This is a genomic window from Neoluteolibacter marinus, from assembly GCF_014904755.1.
GTDB classification, from domain to species: domain Bacteria; phylum Verrucomicrobiota; class Verrucomicrobiia; order Verrucomicrobiales; family Akkermansiaceae; genus Haloferula; species Haloferula marina.
Window position 1 is genome coordinate 129,732 of record NZ_JACZFQ010000006.1, and the last position, 19,481, is coordinate 149,212.

Here is a 19,481-nt window from a genome sequence, read left to right on the forward strand (position 1 = left end):
GGGAGGGAACAGTAAACGCCCGGATTAGCGGGCTTTTTGCAGGTGGAGGCAAGCAAGACACCTCGTCACCAATTCCCGCAACAAGCTGCGGCTCCGCTCCGGCGCAGGATGGGCACGGCGGGCCAGGGTGGTCGTTGCCGCGGGCCTTCTGCGGCCCTTCGCATCATTCCCGTCGATGCGAGGCGCCTTGGCAACCGGTGGCTTGGGGGCCGGTGGCGTGCCAGCCAGCTTCCGGTTCTTGAACTCATAAAGCTCCAGGGCGGCGGCATATTTGCTGAAGCCGCGCGGCACCAAGCCGTATTCTCCGATGAGATTGCGGAACCAGTAGGGCACCGGGCCGATGGTCTTCACCTCCATGATCGAGGCTCCCGGCTCCAACAAGGGGAGATCGAAATCCGGGTCGTCCGGAGTGAGGGGAATCAGGCGGAACCGGCATCGCGGTTCGACGTCGAAGGTGATCCGGATCGTCCCTTCCGGGCCGCTGTCGTAAGCATAGCGGTGATATCGGATCTGAACCACGGGCCGGCTGCCCCGCTCGTTCACCAGATTGTCGATCTCGGCGAGGATGCGGCTGTCGACCGACGATTCCGGAAGATCCCGCACCGGGATCGTCCCGTGGGAAAGGTTGCCCAGCTCATCGAGGTCGGCCGAGATCCGCCGTTTGACCGTGACGCCGTCCAGCTTGTGCTTCACTTCGATAAAGGCGCTCGCCGGAATCAGACCGTCACGACGGCCGTACACGCGGCTACGCACGCGGCGGCGATTCGGGACGCCAAACTGTTTCTGCCAATAGCTGGCCCGTTCCGCCGTGTCGAAATATTCGGAAAGGACCGGATATCCGTCGGCGGCATCCCGGTCGGGGTTCATGACTTCGGCGATTCGGGAACGCACGATCTCACCCATGCCGGGCGGGAGTATGAACTTGAACTCTCTACGATTCTGGCTGGCATCCATGGCTAAGCGGGGGGAAACAAAGCAGGACTGACACCCGTCCCGGAGGGCGGGTGCGGTCTTTCTAACGAAATCGTCACCTTAAGCAAGAATTGAATTTTTCGCAAGCTGCTGATTATCAAGTTGGCTGTAATAATTGGGCGTTGCTTCGATTTCCCCGGGATGGGTCGTGGTTGTGCGGGACGAATGCTCTCCGCGAAACCGGATTTCCCGGCCCTAGGATTGCATTCATTTGTAAATGTCAGTGTCGTGACAATTTCGCCATGAACTGATTTCGTCGATCCAAAAACAATGGTTTGAGGAGATCGTTTCGATTTTTCTGATCTCCCGCGGAAAAAACCATCGCTCAAGGCAAGGAGCGGAGCTCACCAAGACTCGGCCAAGGTGAGCACGGAGCCGAAGGGCAGCCGTTGCAGGAGGCCGAAACTATCGTGCCGTGAAAGGCGGGCGCGCCCGACGGCCGGGCTGTTGATGCCGCAGAGGAATCTGGCGAGTTGGCGGGGGGTGTTCAGTGCGGGGAGTCGTTGGTCCCGCAGTTCCCGGATGGCCAGCAGTTCGTCATCCGAGGGGCCGGGTTGGCAGGATCGCGGAACCGGTTCCGGCGGGATGCCGCGACAGCGGTCGCAGTGGCCGCAGGGACCGGCGAGTTGCTCCCCGAAATGGGCGGTGACGAAGGAGGTCAGACAGCCGGGGTGTCCGGCAAGCGCCACCACCTCCGCGACCCGGTCGAGGTCCGCGGACTCGCGCCGATTGAATTGGGCTTCCAGCCTATTCGCCAGCTCCTGCAGGTCGCCGGGATCCTTTTTGAGGCGATAGCCTTGGCGGATGCCGGATTTTTTCAGGATCAGGTCGCCTGCCTCCTCGAGATGGGCCAGGGCCGTAACGATCCGGTGGCGGTCTTCGCCGGTGTCCATGGCGACCTGGGCGACATCGAAGGAGTGCCAGCTGCGGCCGTACCGGGCGGCGGAGAAGATTTTCCGGAGGAATCCCTTGCGGCGGGTGTCGTAGCCGGCCAGCACGCCTTCGAAGTCCCGCAGCAGCTTCACCTGATAGGTTGCCCAGAACATCCGGGTCGCCTCGATGATGCCCTCGAGCTCCAGATAGGTGAGTAGGGTTCCGACGACCAGCGGGCGGATGTCGTTGACGGTGGACAGCTCGTAAGTGGAAAGGTCGAAGTCCTTCCCCAGCCTCAGCACATGATCGACGAAATGCCGGATCGCGGCCGGTGAGGGAGTATCGCCGTGGATGAAATTCTCCAGAGTCACCAGATCGTCTCCGCAGGCCAGTAGCTCACAGTTCGACGGCAAGCCGTCGCGTCCGGCCCGGCCGGTTTCCTGGGTGTAGTTCTCGAGGCTCTTCGGCAGGTTGTAATGGTAGACCGCCCGGATGTCCGCCTTGTCGATGCCCATGCCGAAGGCGATGGTCGCGACGATCACGCGGGTCCGGCCGGACATGAAATCCTCCTGGGCCGAGGCGCGGAACTCGTCCGGCAGTCCGGCGTGGTAGGCGCGCACCGAGATGCCGTTCTTTTTCAGGTAGGTTGCGACCTCCTCGGCGGTTTGTTGCAGGGTGACGTAGACGACCGCCGCGCCTTCGCTGGCGCGCAGGCGCTCCAGCAACCACGGCTTGCGATTGTCCGCGGTGAGCGGGGTGACCTTCAGGTCGAGGTTCGGCCGGTGGAAGCTGAGCTGGACGTGATCGCCGGCGGTGATCCGGAATCCCTTGCGGATGTCCTTGGCGACGCCCGGGGTTGCGGTGGCGGTGAGACACAGGACGCGCGGGACCTTCAGCGTCCGGCACAGCCGCGCGAGCTTCAGGTAGTCGGGGCGGAAATTGTGGCCCCATTCGGAAATGCAATGGGCCTCGTCGATGGCAACCAGCGCGATCTTCAGCTTCTTCAAGCGTGCGCGGAAGCCCTCGTTGGAGAGCCGTTCGGGGGCGACATAGAGGAGCTTCAAGGTGCCGTCCCCGAGTGCCTGCATCACCCGGTCGTATTCATCCCGCTCCAGGGTTGAATCGAGCCGTGCCGCGGCCACCCCTCTTGCGCGCAGCGCGTCGACTTGATCCTTCATCAGGGCGATCAAGGGGGAAACCACCAACGTGATCCCATCGAGCAAGAGCGCCGGCAGCTGGTAGCAAAGCGACTTGCCCCCGCCGGTCGGGAACACCGCGAGCATCGAGCGGCCGTCCAGCAATCCTTCCACCACCTCGCGCTGGCCGTCGCGGAACCCGCCGTGGCCGAAGCGGTCGCGCAGCAGTTCGGTCAACGGGTCGGCGGGCACGACCAAGGACATGGCGGCGGGACGGCGGCGCGGCAAGCCTTGCGTTCGCCTTGCCGCGGGTGGGCGGCGTGGTGCAGCATCCGGCCATGTCACGCTTCATCTCCAATGCCGACTACGAGGAAAAGGACAGCGACCCGATCCGTCTGGAGCCCGGGGATGAGGTCACCGTCGGACCGGTCGACCGCGCCTGGCCGGGCTGGGTGTGGGCGGAGGACGACGACAACAACGACGGCTACGTGCCGGAGGAGATTCTCGAGCCGCTCGGCGAGGGTCGATTCGCGGCGATCGAGGCCTTCGATCCGACCACCCTGGTGATCCGTCGTGGCGACGAATTGGAATCCCTGAAGCAGATCCACGGCTGGCACTGGTGCCGCAATGTCCGTGGCGAGGAGGGCTGGGTCGCCGGCTACCTGTTGAAGCCGGTTTGACCCTCCGGGACTGGTTTGTCCCGGGAGTCGCCGGCTTTCCGTGACATGAGATAGGGTCGGCGACGAGGGGCTTGAATCGGCCGAGTTGTCTGACATATTTCAAGCTTCATGGAAGAAGAGGAAGGGTTCTCCCACTACTCGGAGGATGATGTCCGCAGGATTTATCCGATTCTGCGCGCGATGGCGGGGCAGCGGATGGCTTTCGAGCGCCCGGGAAATACGCTTCAGCCGACCGCGCTGGCCCATGAGGCCTGGCTGCGGATGCGGTCCGACGATGACCGGAGTTGGAAAAACACCGCCCACTTCTTCACTGCCGCCGCCGAGACGATGCGGCGCATCCTGATCGATCGGGCCCGCCGCCGGAACCGCCCGAAGCATGCCGGCGATCTGGATCGGGTGCCGATGATCGCCGCCGAGGATGAAGCTACCGAAAACAAGGAACCGATGCTGCAGGTCAACGCGGCGCTGGAAAAACTGAAAAAGGTCAATCCGCCGCGGGCGCAGGTGGTGCTGCTCAAGTTTTTCGGTGGATTGACGAATCAGGAGATCGCCGAAGAGATGGGCGTCACCGAACGCACGGTGGAGCGCTACTGGGCCTATTCGAAGTCCTGGCTATTCCGGGAAATCCAAGGACAACGCTGATTTTTTGTCGGTTTTCCGGCGAAAATCTCGCCAATCTTGGAAACGTTTGAAGTCGCGCAGGCGACGGTGCGGGGAACCATGAAAGACACGATCGATCCAGCGGAAGATGCGGCCGACCCGCTTGCCATCGAGAACGCGATTTTCGAGACCGCCTCGCAGCTTCCGGACCCGGCACAGCGCCGTGAGTTTCTCGAGCGGACCTACCACGGCGATCCGCAGGGACGGGAGGAGATGGAGGATCTCCTCAGGTTTTCCGGGACCTCGTCGGCGTTCTTTCTCGAAGGTCGCCTGAGCGCCGCGGACCTCGCGCGGGAAGTCATCGACGAATTCCCCGAGGGCGACTTCCCGCCCGTGGACGAGCCTGAATCAAGCGGCGAAAAGGAGGGTGCGACGATCGGCCGCTACACCCTGCTGCGGAAGATCGGCGAGGGTGGGGTCGGCGAGATCTTTGAAGCGCAACAGGACGGCATGGTGCGCACGGTTGCGCTCAAGGTCATCCGCAGCGGGATGGACACGGAGGCGGTTGTCGAGCGGTTCGAGGCCGAGCGCCAGGCGCTGGAAATCATGGAGCATCCGCACATCGCCCGGGTGCTGGATGCCGGGAAGACGTCGCGCGGCAGGCCCTATTTCGTGATGGAGCTGGTCCGCGGCTCGCGGATCACGACGTTTTGCGAGTCCGGGAAACTCGATCTCCGCGCGCGGCTCGAGTTGTTTCTGAAAGTCTGCCAGGCGATCCAGCACGCCCACCAGAAGGGCATCGTCCACCGCGACATCAAGCCGTCGAACATCCTGGTGGAAAGCGTGGACGGGATCCCCGTGCCGAAGGTCATCGATTTCGGGATCGCGAAGGCGATGCAGGGTACTTCGCGCGTGCGCGCCGGGATCACGCACGTGGGGCAATTCATCGGCACGCCGGCGTACATGAGCCCGGAGCAGATCGACATGGGAGTCACGGACATCGACACCCGGGCCGACATCTACAGCCTCGGGGCCTTGCTTTACGAAGTCCTCGCGGGGCGTCCGCCCTTTGACACGGAAAAACTGCTGGCGCGCGGGATATCGGAAATGCGCCGCACCTTGATCGAGGACCATCCGCCGCTCCCGTCCGAGGCTGTCCGCGACCAGGGGCCGGGGCGGGAGAAGTGGGCGAACGCGCTGCGCGGCGACCTCGACTGGATCGTCTTCAAGGCCATGGAGAAGGAGCGGAATCGCCGCTACCAGACGGCCAACAGCCTGTCGATGGAACTGCGACGCTACCTGCAGAACGAGCCGGTGATCGCGCGCAAACCGAGCCGCGGCTACTTCATGAGGAAGTTCTTCCAGCGGAACCGTGCGGCCTGCGTGCTCGGAGCGGCGATGCTGCTTTCGTTGTTCGCCGGGCTGGGTACCACCACCGTGCTGTATTTCCGGGAAAAGGACGCGCTGGCCGTGCAGGCGCACCTCAAGCGCCAGGCCCAGGCGCGGGCCAATGTCTCGATGGCCGCGATCCTGCTCAGCGAGGGAAGTGCCGCGGAGGCCGACCAACTGCTGCGGAAGGACGAGATCGACTCGGTCGATGCCTCGCCGGAGGCGGCGGAGGTATTCCGTGCGCTGGGGCGCTGGAACGCGGTTTTCGGCCGCTGGGAGCAAGCGGCGAATTTCTTCCGCCTGATGAACGAGGCAAACCGGATGGGCGACCGGACCAGGATCGTGGAGGGCCTCGACCTGCTGATGACCGCTCCGGTGTATCTGGAGGCTGGCGACGAGCAGGCCTACGAGGATTTTCGCGCCGACGTGCTCGATCGCTACCTGCCGGCGCGGAGCGGCTTGGAGGCCGAGCACCTGTTGAAAGTGTGCCTGCTGCGGCCGGCAGACCGGGACGCCCTGGCGAGGCTGGAGAGCACCGCGCAGGTGTGCCGGGACAATCCTCGTGGCAAGTCCGGCCTGCCGGGATTGCGCAGCTGGAACGCACTTTCGCTGGCCCTCTTCCACTATCGCAAGGGCGAGTTCCAAGTGGCGATCCGGGAAGCGGAGGCATGTCTCCGCGCCAAGGACAGCGTTGGCAGCCGGACCGCCGCCGCGCAATGCGTGCTGGCGATGGCGAGCTTCAAACAGGGAGACCGCAAACCGGCCCGCGACATGCTGGACAAGGCGAAAGCCGACCTGCATCGCGTGGAATCACAGATTGACGAGTCCGGCTTCCCGCCGATCGGCTATTGGTTCGCCTGGTCGGTGGTGCGGGTACTGATCCGCGAGGCGGATGTCGTGCTCGGCGGCGCGTAGGATCGTGCTTCCGGGCGGGCTCCATGGTTTGCCGCCGGATCGGCCGCGTTGCGGTTGTATGACAGAATTATCCCGGTCACGGGAAATTTCCTGTCGGGTTTGGAATGGTGGAATCGCCATCCGAACAGAGGGGCATCCCAGCGAGATCGGACGATCTCCGGGCGGCTCTTCCCGCAATCGAATTCCAACCCGTTGAAACCCATGAACCAACCGATTTCCCCGAAGCTGGGACTCATTCATCGTCTCGGCATCTGCAGCATGGTCGTCCCGATGACCTTGCCGCTGGCCGCCCAGTCCACCTGGAACGGCACGACCAACGCCAACTGGTCCAATGCCGCCAACTGGAGTCCCGGCATCCCCGCCGAGGCCAGCAATATCATCGTGGCGGACACCACGGCCAACGGGCTCACGCTCGACGACGGCTCGCATGCGCTGGGTTCCATTACGTTCGGGGCCACCGGCACCCGCACCAGCGGTTTCACCTTCCAGACGAACAACGCCAACACCCTCACCATCGCGGGCGGTTTCACCGCGCTCGGCAATTTCGGCGGCACCGGTCCACGGTTCCGCGGCAACTACGTGATCTCCGCCAACCAGGCTTGGCAGATCGGTGGTCCCGCGGGAGCGAGCAACCAGGACCGCGGGGCGGCTTTGAGCGAAGTCTCCGGTGGCAACCCGGGTTCGGTCATCCTGAATGCGAACCTCGACAAATCCGGAACCGGCCAGTTGACGCTGGCGGCCACCAGCGTCAGCGGTGCGGGAGATATCAACGTCAACGAAGGCTCGCTCAAGCTCAACGCCGGCGGATCCCTCCCGCTCGTCATTTCGGGCCCCGGCAAGATCGCGTTCAACCTGTCATCCACGCTGATCATTTCGCAGAACTCGGGCACCTTCAACGTCACCCGCCCGTTCCAGTTCAACAACACTTCCAGCGTTGACACCGGAACCGGATCGGGCGGCAAGACCGGCCCCTACGAGATCGCCTCGGATATGGAGTGGAACGGCATCCACACCCTCGCCAACAACAACGGGGCCTCAACTCCGGACTATGTTTTCTCCGGAGTGATGTCCGGTGCCGGGCTCGTCACGAAAGCCGGTGCCAGAAACTTGAACTTCAGCGGAACCGGTTCCAACACGCTCAGCGGCCTCTTCACCATCTCCTCGGGTGAGCTCAGACTCGACAAGACCGGCGCCACCGCCATCGCCGGGGATCTCCTCATCACCGGAGGAAGCGTCCGCAAACTGCAAGCCAACCAGATCGCCGACACCTCCAATGTCACCGTCACCGGTGGTGCGATCAATTACAACGCGGCCACCCCGGACACCATCGCCTCGCTGAACATCAGCTCCGGCGCGGTTTCCAGCGTGTCCGGCTTCACCGTCACCGGTGCCACCAACATCACCAATGGCACTCATGACGTGAACTCCGGCGAGACCTTCACCACCAACAGCCTCGCCATTTCGAACAACGGCGGGCTCCGCTTTGTTGGCAATACGGGATCCTCAACGGCCAACGTCGGTGCCGGCGGTCTCAGCCTGGACAGTGGCAACGTGCAGTTCGGCAACGCGGGGGGTGCCGTCGCCATCCAGCTCAACCTGTCGGGCGACCTCGTTTCCACCGGGGCCAGCCAGTTCACCGCGCCGAACTACGACGGCTCCCGGGTGGTCGACCTCCAAGCCGGCTCCCGCTCCTTCGCGGTCAACGACGGCACCCTCGATGTCCACACCACCATCGACAATGGCTCGGTCGTGAAATCCGGTGCCGGCACCCTGATCCTGTCCCAGCCCGGATCCACCGCCGATTTCTCCTTCACCGAAGGCCCGGTCCGGATTGCCACCCAGGCGGACGCGGGGAACATCACGCTCTCCGGCGGCTCGCTGCTGATGGACGTCGGCGGTGCCACACCCGCCAAACTCACGACCACCGGTGATTTCACCGCGACAGGCGGCAGCATCGAGATCTCCGCCGACAACGGGCCCATCACGCCGGGTGTGCTGGAACTGGTCCGCTACAGCGGCACTCTCACCGGTTCCCCGCCCGTCAATATCCCGGCGGAGCTCGCCGCCAGCCGCATGGCCCCGGTCGTGGGCTACGGCACCGGCACGGACAGCGCCATCACCTTGACCTCGACCGCCCTGCCGCTCGACCTGACCTGGCAGGGCGCCACCGGCGGCATCTGGGACAACAACACCACCGCGAACTTCAACGGCGGCAGCGAGACCTTCTTCCCGCTCGACTCCGTCACCTTCGGCGACAGCGGTGTGAATCCGGCGATCCAGCTCGACACTCTTGTCACCCCGACCGACGTGATCTTCGACCACGGCGACACCGTGGCGACCTACACCTTGTCCGGCACCGGCGGCATCAGCGGCCCCACCATGCTCACCAAGAGCGGCATCGGCACCACCATCCTCGCCACCGACAACAACTACACCGGCGCCACCGACCTCCTCGGCGGCACCCTGCAAGTCGGCAACGGCGGCCTTGCCGGTAGCCTCGGCAGCGGCGCGGTCTTTGTCGATTTCGACACCACCCTCGTCTTCGCCCGCGATGGCGTGGCAGTCGTTCCGAACGAGATCTCGGGATCCGGCGACATCCTCGCCAGCGGCCCCGGCACCGTGGCCCTGACCGCCAACAACGACGGCTTCTTCGGCAACGTCGGCATCACCGGCGGCACGCTCCAGTTCGGTGACGGCGGTGCGAACGGCGGGCTCGGCTCGTCGCCCGTCGATATCAGCGCCGGAGCCACCCTCGCGATCAAGCGCACCGGCACGCCAACCATCGCCAACAGCACTTCCGGAGACGGCACCCTCGCCGTGATCGGCGGCAGCCCCATTCTCACCGGTTTCAATACCCATACCGGTGGCCTGGACGTCTCGGACGGGGGCGTGGTGCGCGTGCCCGACGACTCGGCCCTGGGAGACTTCCCGGTCACGCCGATTCCCGATGCCATCCGCCTCGACCACGGCGGCATGAAAAACCAGGACTCCTTCACGGTGACCGACGCCTTCCGCGGCGTTGACATCACCGGCGAGGCCTACTTCACCGCCGGCTGGTCGAAGTCGCTCACCATCGGCGGTCCGATCACCGGCACCGGTGACATCTACATCAACTACGATTCCGGCACCGTGGTCTTCAGCGATGAAACCAGCGACTGGAACGGCATCCTGACCCTCGGCGCCGACAAGCCCGGCTTCACCGGCGGAACCGGCGGCATCCTGGAAATCAATACGATCACCAACGGCGGTGTGGCCGGCACCCTCGGCACCTCCTCCGCGGATCCGGCGAACCTGGTCTTCAATGGCGGCCGCTTGATCTACAGTGGCAGCAGCGGTTCGACCGACCGCGGCTTCACGCTGCAAGGAAACGGCAGCATCAATGTCACCTTCGACACCCTTGCCGTCAGCGGCCAGGCCACCGGCCCGGGCGCGTTGACCAAGATCGGTGACGGCACCCTGATCCTGAGCGGGAACAACGACTTCGCCGGCAACGTGGTCGTCGACGACGGCGTGCTTTCGGTGACGAACAACAATTCGCTCGGGGCCGCGGCCAAGACGCTCGTGATCGCCGGCGATGCGGGCAACAACCGCATCCCGGAAGTCCAGCTCAGTGGCGGCATCTCGATCACGCTTGCCGACCTCGATATCTCCGGTGCCGGCGTCGGCAACCTCACCGGCGCGCTGCACAACGTCGCCGGTGACAATACCCTGACGGTCACCAACGACATCACCCTACGGACGGGCAATGGCAACACGACGCTCTATTCCGATGCCGGCTTGCTCACGATCAACACCCCGCTGGTCACGACCAGTGCCACCAACCGCCAGTTGATTGTCGGCGGTCCCGGCAACGGCGTGCTCAACGGCGCGATCGCCAATGGCACCACCGCCAACCTGCCCGTCACGAAAAACGGCACCGGCACCTGGACCCTCAACGGCGCCCACACCTACACCGGCACCACCACGGTGAACGAGGGGGTGCTGGTCCTCGGCCAGGCCGCGCTCGATGACAACGCCGCGGTCGTCATTGGTGAAAACGGGGTGCTGAACCTCGACTTCACCGGCATCGATCAGGTGGGCTCGCTCACCATCGGCATCGATCCGCCGCTCGCCAACGGGGTGTATGACGCGACCACCCACCCGGGAATCATCACCGGCGACGGCATGATCCGCGTCGGCCCGGACACGTCGGCTGGCTACGCCAGCTGGGCCGCCGGCTTCCCCTTCAATGTCGGTGTGAACGACGGCGAGAATGATGACGCGGACGGCGACGGCATCGTCAACCTGCTGGAGTATGTCCTCGGCGGGATCCCGGTCGGAGCCGGAGCGAGTGACACCTCGATCCTGCCGACCCTGGAGCTGACCAACGACAACCTGGTGTTCACCTTCCGCCGCAGCGATGCCTCGGAAAGCGATGTCACCCTGAAAGTCCAGTGGTCCGGCACGCTGGGCGGATGGAACGACTTCGCCACCATCGGCGCGGGCGACGCCCTGCCGGCGGTTGACGTCACGGAGGACTCGCCGAACGCGGATCTGGACACCGTGGTGGTGACCGTGCCGAGAAGCACGGCATCGGACGGCAAGCTCTTTGTCCGCCTGCAGGCCGTCAAATAGTCCTTTCTTGGGGATCGAAGGCTGTCGGGGCTCGGCGCTCCGGCAGCCTTTTTCGTGCGCGGTGGCCGTCTTCCGCCGCCCCGTCCCCGGGATGCCGCGACGTTGGCGGAAGAATTTCCGGAGTCGCGGGGAATTTCCTGTCGGAATCGCCGGGCGAAAATCGCCAGTTGAGAGGAGGATGGCCCGCTTGAAGGCCCCACGCCGAGACCCAACGGCTTGTCCCAATCGTTCCTGTGATGAAAACCCGCAAAATCCCGGTTCCGACCGTGCTGCTTCGGCTGGCCGGATCGGTCATCCCATTGATGTCGAGCGCGGCAACGGCGGACGTGATCACCCGATACGCCTTGGACGAATCCGCGGGAACCTCGGCGCCCCAGTCGATTTCCGGCGGCGCGCCGGACGGCACGCTGGTCGGTCCCGCGGCATGGGTTTCCGGGATCGCGGCCGGCTCCGCGCAGGCGCTCTCGTTGACCACCGGAAGCCGCGTCGAAGTGGCGGGAAACGACGTCTGGCATGGGCGTGGCGGCTTCTCGGTGTCGACCTGGATCAAGCCGTCCCAGTTCGCCGGCGGCGGGCACGCGGCGCGGTCGATTTTCTGGCTGGGTACCGCCGGGGGTTCGGCGCGTTTCACGCTTCAGATCAACGACCTCGGTGATGTCCGCGTTGGCGGCCGGCGGACCGGCAGCGAGACCGATTTCAACAACACGTTGGTGGCCGGAACGAACGTGAGCGGCACCACCAACGGCTCCGCCGGCGATCCGATCCAGCTCGACCAAACCTATCACCTGGCCGCGACCGCCGACTACGCGACCGGCCTGCTTTCGCTCTACGTGAACGGCAGTCCCGTTGCCAGCAACACCATCGGCGCGTGGGGCAGCGGCGTGACCGCGAGCGACCAGCCGTTCGTCATCCGGATCGGCTCGAACGCGACGGGCGGCGAGCAATTCCACGGCGTCGTCGATGACCTGCGGCTCTTCAATACCGCGCTGACACCGTCCGAGGTGGCGGCCCTCGCGGGACCTGTCGCCACCACCCGCGGGCGGGACCCGTGGGCCTTCCGGCTGACCTTGGAAAACAAGACGCGCATGCTGGTCGCGGCGCTCCGGCCGGATCTGTGGGTGGCCTACAATCCGGCCAACGGCACGCTTCACAAGGTCTGGAGCGGCGGCATCCAGTTCCACGGCAAGGTCTACGACTTCGGCCAGCTGAACTCGGCGACCTCGGGGACGACCTACCATTTGCAGAAGAACGCCTTCCTCCTTTCCGCGACGGATGAAAGCGTCATCCCGGCGGGCTGGTCCGCACCGGGAATCTCGACCGGCAGCTCCTGGAACTTTTCCACCGGGACGGGGACGATGTTCGTCTCGCCGACGGTCGACCTGCGCCACCACGACCAGGTGACCTTGGCCTATCACACGCCGGGCACGAACAACCGCCTGCTAGTGGATGTCTCCAGCGATGGCGGCGCGACCTGGGACGCCCAGAACTGGATGTCGGTGGACGGCGCGGTCTCGGACGGCCATCAGAAACGGCTCGCGGTGAGCGGCAGTTCGGTGAAGGTCCGCTTCCGTCGCAACACGACCGGCAGCACCGCGACCCTCGCCGATGTCACGCTTTTCGGTGACTACCGCGCGTGGACGGTCGAGACCGGCGGTAACGCGGTGGCGACCACGGTGGACTGGCGGGGCTACCGGATCATCGACCGGACGGAGGGCATGGTCGTCCGCTACGATCTGGTCCTGCCGGACGGCAGCCGGATCGGCGTGGAAGAACAGCCCGAGGCGCTGGCTGGAATCAAATTGCAGCGGCGCTTTTCCCTCACCGGCGTGCCCGCGGGGGCGCGGGTCTCGCTGGAGATCGATGGCACCGGCGTCTCGGCCGGGCACCAGCTGAACGGCGCGGCGTCCTTGCGGATGGACGGCGGCGCCACCTATCTGGATTTCACCGCCAGCGGCGAAGCCACCCTCGAAACCACCTGGACCCCTTGATCCGCATGAAAACCGCTTTTCACCTGATGATCGCCGGCGCCCTCGCCTGCGGGTTGGCGCGGGCGCAAGGTCCGGCGCTGAAGCCGGGCGTGACGGTGTGGCTCTACGAGACCGGCGAGGACATGCGCGAGTTGCCGGTGCTGGTGGACGGCCAGACGCCGACGGTGTCCGCGGATTTCCAGACGATCGATTTCAGCGGTGCCTGGGACACGACCTACGGGGCTCCGCTCGCCGACCACTACGTCGGTCATGCCTGGGGCCGGATGACGATTTCCACCGGAGGCACTTACGAGTTCCGCCTGACCAGCGACGATGGCGCGAAGTGGTTCCTCGGCGACGAGGCAGCACTGGTGATCGACAACGATCAGCCGGGTGCCAGCGCCACGACGGCCACGCTGAACCTGCTGCCGGGGACCTTCCGCTACTACGTCGACTTCTATCAGAATACCGGCAGCTCGCGGCTGCTGTTGGAGTGGAAGCCGCCGGGCGCAGTATCGTTCGAAACCATCCCTGCCGGCGTGTTGCAGACCGAGGAGGGGCAGACCCACGTGACCTCGCCGGGATTGAAAAGCTACTACTATGATAGTGGCGAGGGCGGCACTCCCGGCGGCCCGGGCGACGGGCGGCCCCTGACGGGCGTCCACCCGAGCTTCGATCTCGTCAATTTCCGCCCGGCGGATTTCCGGCCGGCGGTTGGCGGTCTCGACTTCCTGCCCGACGGCCGGCTGGCGGTGTCCACCTGGGATTCGACCGGGGCCGTCTATCTGCTCGACCACCTCGACGATCCGGCCGCCGTCACCGTGCATCGTTTCGCGGCGGGCCTTGGCGAACCGCTCGGGCTGAAGGTCATCGACGGGGTGATCCACGTGACCCAGAAGCAGGAGGTCACGCGCCTGATCGATCACGACGGCGATGACATTGCCGACGAGTATGAAGCCGTGGCGCACGGCTGGCCGGCATCCTTCAACTACCACGAGTTCACCTTCAATCTGGTGAGCAAGGACGGCTTCCTGTGGGTGACGACATCGGTCCCGCTGCGCAGCGGCAGCACGGCCTACCTGCCGGGATCCGAACCGGCGTTTCCGGTTCCCGGCGGGCCGGGATCGCTGCTGAAGATCGATCCCGTGACCCGGACTTGGGAAGCGGTTGCCAACGGCTTGCGCACTCCGAACGGCATGGGCGTCGGTATCGACGGGGAGCTTTTCCAGTCCGACAACCAGGGCGACTGGCTGCCAGCCTCGCGGATCAACCATCTCAGGCCCGGGAACTACTATGGCCATCGTGAAAGTCCCGACGACGCCCGGCCCTACACCCGCCCGGCACTATGGCTGCCCCACGGGGAAATCTCGAATTCGCCGGCCGAACCGGTCCAGGTCCCGACCGGGCTATACGCCGGCCAGATGCTGGTCGCCGAGTTGACCCACGGCGGCATCAACCGGCTCTTCATGGAGAAAGTCCGCGGTGAGTACCAGGGCGCGGTCTTCCAGTTCACGCAGGGTCTCGAGTCCGGCATGAACCGGCTGGTCTGGGGGCCGGACGGATCGCTCTATGCCGGCGGCCTGGGTGCCGGCGGGAATTGGAACTGGAAAAACACGACCTCGGGACTCCAGCGCCTGCGGCCGAACGGCAAGGTCACCTTCGAGATGAAGAGCGTGCGGGCGAGAGGCGACGGCTTGCTGGTCGAATTCACCCAGCCGGTGCCGTTCTCCGTCGCTTCCAAGCCGGCGAACTACGTTCTCCAGCAGTATCGCTACGTGCCGGAGTCCACTTACGGCGGGCCGAAGCGCGACGTCGTGACGCTTGCCGCGACCCGTGTGGATGTGGCGCCGGACCGCCGCAGCGTCTTCGTGGAAATCCCCGGCATGCTGGAGGATCACGTGGTCGCCCTGCGCTTGAAGGACTTCATGAACGATGCCGGGCTCGCGCCGTGGGCCACGGAAGCCTGGTACACGATGAACCTCCTGCCGCTGGAAACAGGGCCGGATTTCACGCCGATGGACCCGCCCGAGGAGCCCGATGCGCCGGTGCCGCCGGCGGATGCGGCGATCCACGAGGCGGAGAATGCCGCCCGCTCCGGGCCGGCGATCGGCACGGGGAACGCGGGATTCAGCGGCACCGGCTTCGCCGACTATGGAACGGCCGTGGGAGAAACCATCACCTGGACCGTCAACGCGGCCCGGGCGGGATCGCGCTGGATCTCCTTCCGCTACGCCAACGGTAGTACTTCCGCGCGACCGCTTTCCCTGACGGTGAACGGCACGCAGGTCCATGCAGGCATCCCGTTCGATCCCTCCGGTTCGTGGACTACCTGGATTTTCACGGAGGGCCTCGGCGTGCCGCTGGTAGAGGGCTCGAACACGATCCGCCTGACCAGCACCATCAACAACGGACCGAACGTCGACCACCTCTACGTCTGCGGCCCGCCGTCCGCCGCGCCGCCTGGAGCGGTGATCCTTTTCGATGGCACCGCATCCTCGCTGGCAAACGCGTGGCAGCGCGATGACGATGGCGGAGCCCCGTCGTGGCCCGTCTCCGCCGATGCCATGGCGGTGGCCATCCAGCCCTCGCCGAACGACATTTCCACCCTCGCCGGATTCCGGGATTTCCAACTGCATGTCGAATGGCTCTCGCCCCCCGGCGGGTCCGGCCAGGAGGCGGGGAATTCCGGCGTGAAGCTCCAGCGCAGCTACGAGATCCAGGTCCTCAACACCGCGCCAGGGGAGGCCCTGGCCAACAACACCGCCGGCGCCATCTACCTGCACAAGCCGGTCGACGTGAATGCCAGCCTCGGTGCCGGGGTGTGGCAATCCTACGACGTCGATTTCACCGCGGCCCGCTGGGATGGCGATGTGAAGACCGCGAATGCCCGCGTGACCGTGCGTTGGAATGGCGTGCTGGTTCATGACGACGTGGCGATCCCGGGCCCGACCGGGATCTCGCCCGCCGAGGCTCCGGGACTGCACCCGCTCGTGCTGCAAGCTCACAGCAGCGGCGCCAGCGGACCGGTGCGCTACCGGAATGTCTGGGTGATCCCGAAAGTCGCGGCCGGCGAGCAGTGGGAATCCTGGCTGGATGAAAAGGAACTCGAGGGCCCCGACCGCGACACCGCGGCCGACACCGACCGCGACGGCATCGGCAACCTCTGGGAATATGTGACCGGCGGGAATCCCAAGCTGCCCGATCTCACGGCCCCGTCCGGCGAGTCCCGCATGCCGCGGATGTCGCTGAAGGAGGAGCCGGGCGGGCGCTACCTGGTGTTCACCTTCGTCCGGCTCGCGGATTCCCTGGCACGCGGGCTGGATTTCGTCATCGAGACCTCGCCGAGCCTGATCGCCGGGTCCTGGACGCCGCGGTCGTGGAGCCTGGCCGGGCCACCCGAGCCACAAGGCGACGGATCCTTGGAAAAGGTCACGCTGCGGATGGACGAGTCCGTCGCCGGCAGCCTGCAGCTCTTCGCCCGGGTGAGGGCGGAGCTGCGGGACTGAGGCTGGGGATCAAGCTCCGCACAGCCAGGCGTTCAGGATCTCGACGGCGGCGGCCTGGTCGATGACGGCTTTCTGGCGCTTCGCGTTGCGGCCGGCTTCGCGGAGCTTCTCGGCGGCGTCCATGGTGGTGTAGGCCTCGTCAACGAAGACCAGCGGGAGGTCCGGCAAGCGGGTGGCGAGCTGTTTCGCGAAGCGCCGGACCTTGATCGCCGAGCTGCCTTCGCTGCCGTCGAGGCGGAGCGGCAGGCCGATCACGAGGGTCTTGATGGCGCGCTGGGAAACCAGTGCCGCGATGCGTTCCAGCGGGTCGCCCTTCGAGACGTCGATCGTTTCCACCGGGTGGGCGAGGATGCCGAGCGGATCGGTGGCGGCGATGCCGATGCGGGCATCGCCATGGTCGATGCCGAGGGCAGGGTGGCAATCGCCGCTCATGGCTTCTTCTGATAGATGCGCACGTAGTCGACCTCGTAACGCTGCGGGAACTTCGTGTCGGACGGGTTGCCTCCCTGCCGGCCGCCGATGGCGAGATTCAGGCGCATGGCCTGCGGGGCGAGGAACGGGTTGACCGCTTCGCCGTCGAGGTTCTTCACATGCTGCATCGGCTGGGTGTTGAGGAGGATGCCATCCATCCAGATCGTCATCTTTTCCTCGTCCCATTCGAATACCCAGGTGTGGAACCGGTCCTTCCAGCCGCGTGGATCGAAACGGCCGATCGAATGGGATCCGGTGTTCCATACATCCCGGCCGCCGGGTCCAGCCCAGCAGAAGTTCGCGTAGATACGGCCGCCGTAGTATTCGAGGATGTCGATCTCGCCGCCATGAGGCCAGCGGCCGCGGCCGGTGGTCCAGATCGCGGGCCACAGGCCGGGCTGGATGTCAAACCGGGCACGGATCTCGAAGCGGCCGAAAGTCCAGTCGTGCTTGCCGGCAGTGGTCAGCGAGGCGGAGGTGTAGTGGGCTTCCTTGCGGTTGCGTTTCCAGTCGCGGGAGCCCTCCTCGAAACGGGGGTTCGGGACCGTCTCGCGGCGGGCCTCGATGACCAGCAGGCCGTTCTTTCTGCTAGCGTTGTCCTTCTGATGCCACTGCAGTTCCTCGTTGCGCACGAAGCCGCCTTCGAAGCGCCACTTGGACTCGTCCACCGGGCCGTCGCCGTCGAATTCGTCGGACCAGACGAGCTGGTAGGCGTCGTCGCGGGGAGGTGCAGTGACTTCCTCCGCGTGAAGCATGGCTGCGAAGGCGAACAGCAGCAGGGACGCCTTCACTCGCTTTCCTCGATCACGATCTTCGGGAAGACCGGCTTCGGTTTGCCGGTCTGGTGGCCGTCGGGGATGATGCCCCATTTCAAGTCATCGAGCTGCAGGTCCATCAGGTTGTCGACCCGCAGTTGGGCGGCGATGCGTTCGGCGGGTTCCGGCAGGACGGGGGAGAGCAGCAGCGCGCAATGGGCGAGGCTTTCCACCAGATGGGCCAGCACACTTTCGAGGCGCGGTTGGTTGGCGGGGTCCTTGGCAAGTTCCCATGGTTTGTTGCGCTCGGCGTAGGCGTTGCAGGCGGTGACGTGACGGTTGATCGCCTTGAGTCCCTCGGCGATGTCGTAGCTGTCCATTGCGGCCCGGTAGTCGGCCGTGACGGTCGTTAGCGATTTCCGCAGCTCGATGTCGTCGGCATTGGTCTCGCCACCGGTCTTGACCGCGCCGCCGCAGTAGCGGGCGTTCATGTTGAGCGCGCGGTTGCAGAGGTTGCCCAATTCGTTGGCCAGCTCCTGGTTGTAGAGCATCACCAGGCGATCGAGGTCGAAATCGGCATCCTTGCCGGTGGTGATGTCACGGACGAGGTAGTAGCGCAGGGCATCGACTCCGAACTTGTCGGCAAGCTCGTCGGGGTCGACGACATTGCCCAGCGACTTCGACATCTTCTCGCCTTTGATGTTCCACCAACCGTGAACCAGGATCTGCGGCAGCTGTTCGTCGGTGAAACCGATCGCGTGCAGCATGCTCGGCCAGTAGATGCCGTGGGCGGGAACGAGGATGTCCTTGCCGATGACGTGCACCGGGCGGCCGGTTTTCCAGGTGCCATCGAAGTCCGGCAGTCCGGCATCGTCCTTGGCGAGGTAGCCGGCGAAGGAGATGTAGTTGATGAGCGCGTCGAACCAGACGTAGGTGACGAAGTCGGGGTCGAAGGGGAACTCGATGCCCCAGCGGAGGCGCTCCTTCGGGCGGGAGATGCAAAGGTCGAGCTCGGCGGAGTTGGCGAGGGCGCCGACCAACTCGTTGCGGCGGAAGCCGGGGATGACGAAATCGGGATTACTGGCGACGTAATCCTTCAGCCAGGCAGCGTGGGCGCTGAGCTTGAAGTACCAGTTTTCCTCCTCGATTTCCACGACCTCGCCCCACTCCGGACCGAACTCGCCGGACTCATTGCGGTCGCGGTCGGTGAGGAACTGTTCCTGGCGCACCGAGTAGAAGCCCTTGTAGGCCTTCTTGTAGAGTTCGCCGCGCTCCTGGAGGTCGGTGAGGATGGCCTGGACGCAGGCCTTGTGGCGGTCGTCGGTGGTTTCGGCCCAGCCGTCGTAGCGCAGGCCGAGCTTCTTCCACAGGTTGAGGAAGAGCTTGGTCTTCTTCTTGGCGAAGGTGGCGGGGTGGACGCCTTCCTTTTCCGCGGTCTGCTGGACTTTCTGCCCGTGCTGGTCGACGCCGGTAAGGTAAAAAACCTCGTCGCCGCACAAGCGCCGGTAGCGGGCGATCACGTCGGTGAGGACCTTCTCATAGGCGTGGCCGATGTGAGGAGCGCCGTTGGTGTAGTCGATGGCGGTGGTGATGAAGAACATGG

The 19,481-nt window shown here is 65.2% G+C and carries 11 protein-coding genes; 6 read left to right on the plus strand and 5 right to left on the minus strand.

Features of this window, described 5'->3' with window-relative positions; all coding sequences use genetic code 11:
- Nucleotides 1-24: 24 nt before the first annotated feature.
- The gene (locus IG178_RS01770) at nucleotides 25-954 is read right to left on the minus strand and encodes a polyphosphate polymerase domain-containing protein (protein ID WP_193210776.1); all 930 of its coding nucleotides are present in this window, start codon (nucleotides 952-954) and stop codon (nucleotides 25-27) included.
- A gap of 362 nt (nucleotides 955-1,316) precedes the next feature.
- Nucleotides 1,317-3,245 (minus strand): RecQ family ATP-dependent DNA helicase, encoded by a 1,929-nt coding sequence (locus tag IG178_RS01775; protein ID WP_193210777.1) that lies wholly within the window; start codon nucleotides 3,243-3,245, stop codon nucleotides 1,317-1,319.
- A gap of 74 nt (nucleotides 3,246-3,319) precedes the next feature.
- On the opposite strand from IG178_RS01775, the gene IG178_RS01780 reads away from it, so the two are divergent.
- The 6 genes from IG178_RS01780 to IG178_RS01805 all read left to right on the plus strand — a co-directional run bounded on the left by IG178_RS01780 (nucleotide 3,320) and on the right by IG178_RS01805 (nucleotide 16,652).
- Nucleotides 3,320-3,661, plus strand: a complete 342-nt coding sequence (locus IG178_RS01780; protein WP_193210778.1) for an SH3 domain-containing protein — start codon at nucleotides 3,320-3,322, stop codon at nucleotides 3,659-3,661.
- A gap of 108 nt (nucleotides 3,662-3,769) precedes the next feature.
- On the plus strand, nucleotides 3,770-4,303 hold the full coding sequence (locus IG178_RS01785; RefSeq protein ID WP_193210779.1) for an ECF-type sigma factor: 534 nt from the start codon (nucleotides 3,770-3,772) through the stop codon (nucleotides 4,301-4,303).
- Nucleotides 4,304-4,339: 36 nt separating this feature from the next.
- Nucleotides 4,340-6,565, plus strand: a complete 2,226-nt coding sequence (locus tag IG178_RS01790) for a serine/threonine protein kinase (RefSeq protein ID WP_193210780.1) — start codon at nucleotides 4,340-4,342, stop codon at nucleotides 6,563-6,565.
- 201 nt (nucleotides 6,566-6,766) lie between these two features.
- Entirely contained in the window at nucleotides 6,767-11,179 is a 4,413-nt protein-coding gene (locus tag IG178_RS26000; protein WP_193210781.1) for a beta strand repeat-containing protein, read from the plus strand.
- A 236-nt stretch (nucleotides 11,180-11,415) separates the two neighbouring features.
- Nucleotides 11,416-13,167 carry a LamG domain-containing protein gene (locus IG178_RS01800; RefSeq protein ID WP_193210782.1) on the plus strand — a complete coding sequence of 584 codons (1,752 nt, stop codon included), beginning with the start codon at nucleotides 11,416-11,418 and terminating at the stop codon, nucleotides 13,165-13,167.
- Between the two features lie 5 nt (nucleotides 13,168-13,172).
- Entirely contained in the window at nucleotides 13,173-16,652 is a 3,480-nt protein-coding gene (locus IG178_RS01805; protein ID WP_193210783.1) for a 3-keto-alpha-glucoside-1,2-lyase-like domain-containing protein, read from the plus strand.
- A gap of 9 nt (nucleotides 16,653-16,661) precedes the next feature.
- On the opposite strand, the gene ruvX is transcribed toward IG178_RS01805, so the two are convergent.
- Genes ruvX through metG form a run of 3 tightly spaced genes read right to left on the minus strand, consistent with a single transcriptional unit; the run spans nucleotide 16,662 to nucleotide 19,479 of the window.
- A complete protein-coding gene (ruvX, locus tag IG178_RS01810; RefSeq protein WP_193210784.1) occupies nucleotides 16,662-17,084 on the minus strand; it encodes a Holliday junction resolvase RuvX in 423 nt (140 codons plus the stop codon).
- Nucleotides 17,081-17,914 (minus strand): glycoside hydrolase family 16 protein, encoded by an 834-nt coding sequence (locus IG178_RS01815; RefSeq protein ID WP_343225910.1) that lies wholly within the window; start codon nucleotides 17,912-17,914, stop codon nucleotides 17,081-17,083. The genes ruvX and IG178_RS01815 overlap by 4 nt, the downstream gene beginning before the upstream one ends.
- A complete protein-coding gene (gene metG, locus IG178_RS01820) occupies nucleotides 17,911-19,479 on the minus strand; it encodes a methionine--tRNA ligase (RefSeq protein WP_193210785.1) in 1,569 nt (522 codons plus the stop codon). The genes IG178_RS01815 and metG overlap by 4 nt, the downstream gene beginning before the upstream one ends.
- Nucleotides 19,480-19,481 lie beyond the last annotated feature (2 nt).

Coding starts and splice junctions, on each gene's coding strand:
- ruvX (WP_193210784.1), bottom strand. CDS start 17,084: ATGAGCGGCGATTGCCACCCTGCCCTCGGCATCGACCATGGCGATGCC.
- IG178_RS01770 (WP_193210776.1), bottom strand. CDS start 954: ATGGATGCCAGCCAGAATCGTAGAGAGTTCAAGTTCATACTCCCGCCC.
- IG178_RS01775 (WP_193210777.1), bottom strand. CDS start 3,245: ATGTCCTTGGTCGTGCCCGCCGACCCGTTGACCGAACTGCTGCGCGAC.
- IG178_RS01800 (WP_193210782.1), top strand. CDS start 11,416: ATGAAAACCCGCAAAATCCCGGTTCCGACCGTGCTGCTTCGGCTGGCC.
- IG178_RS26000 (WP_193210781.1), top strand. CDS start 6,767: ATGAACCAACCGATTTCCCCGAAGCTGGGACTCATTCATCGTCTCGGC.
- IG178_RS01785 (WP_193210779.1), top strand. CDS start 3,770: ATGGAAGAAGAGGAAGGGTTCTCCCACTACTCGGAGGATGATGTCCGC.
- IG178_RS01780 (WP_193210778.1), top strand. CDS start 3,320: ATGTCACGCTTCATCTCCAATGCCGACTACGAGGAAAAGGACAGCGAC.
- IG178_RS01805 (WP_193210783.1), top strand. CDS start 13,173: ATGAAAACCGCTTTTCACCTGATGATCGCCGGCGCCCTCGCCTGCGGG.
- metG (WP_193210785.1), bottom strand. CDS start 19,479: ATGTTCTTCATCACCACCGCCATCGACTACACCAACGGCGCTCCTCAC.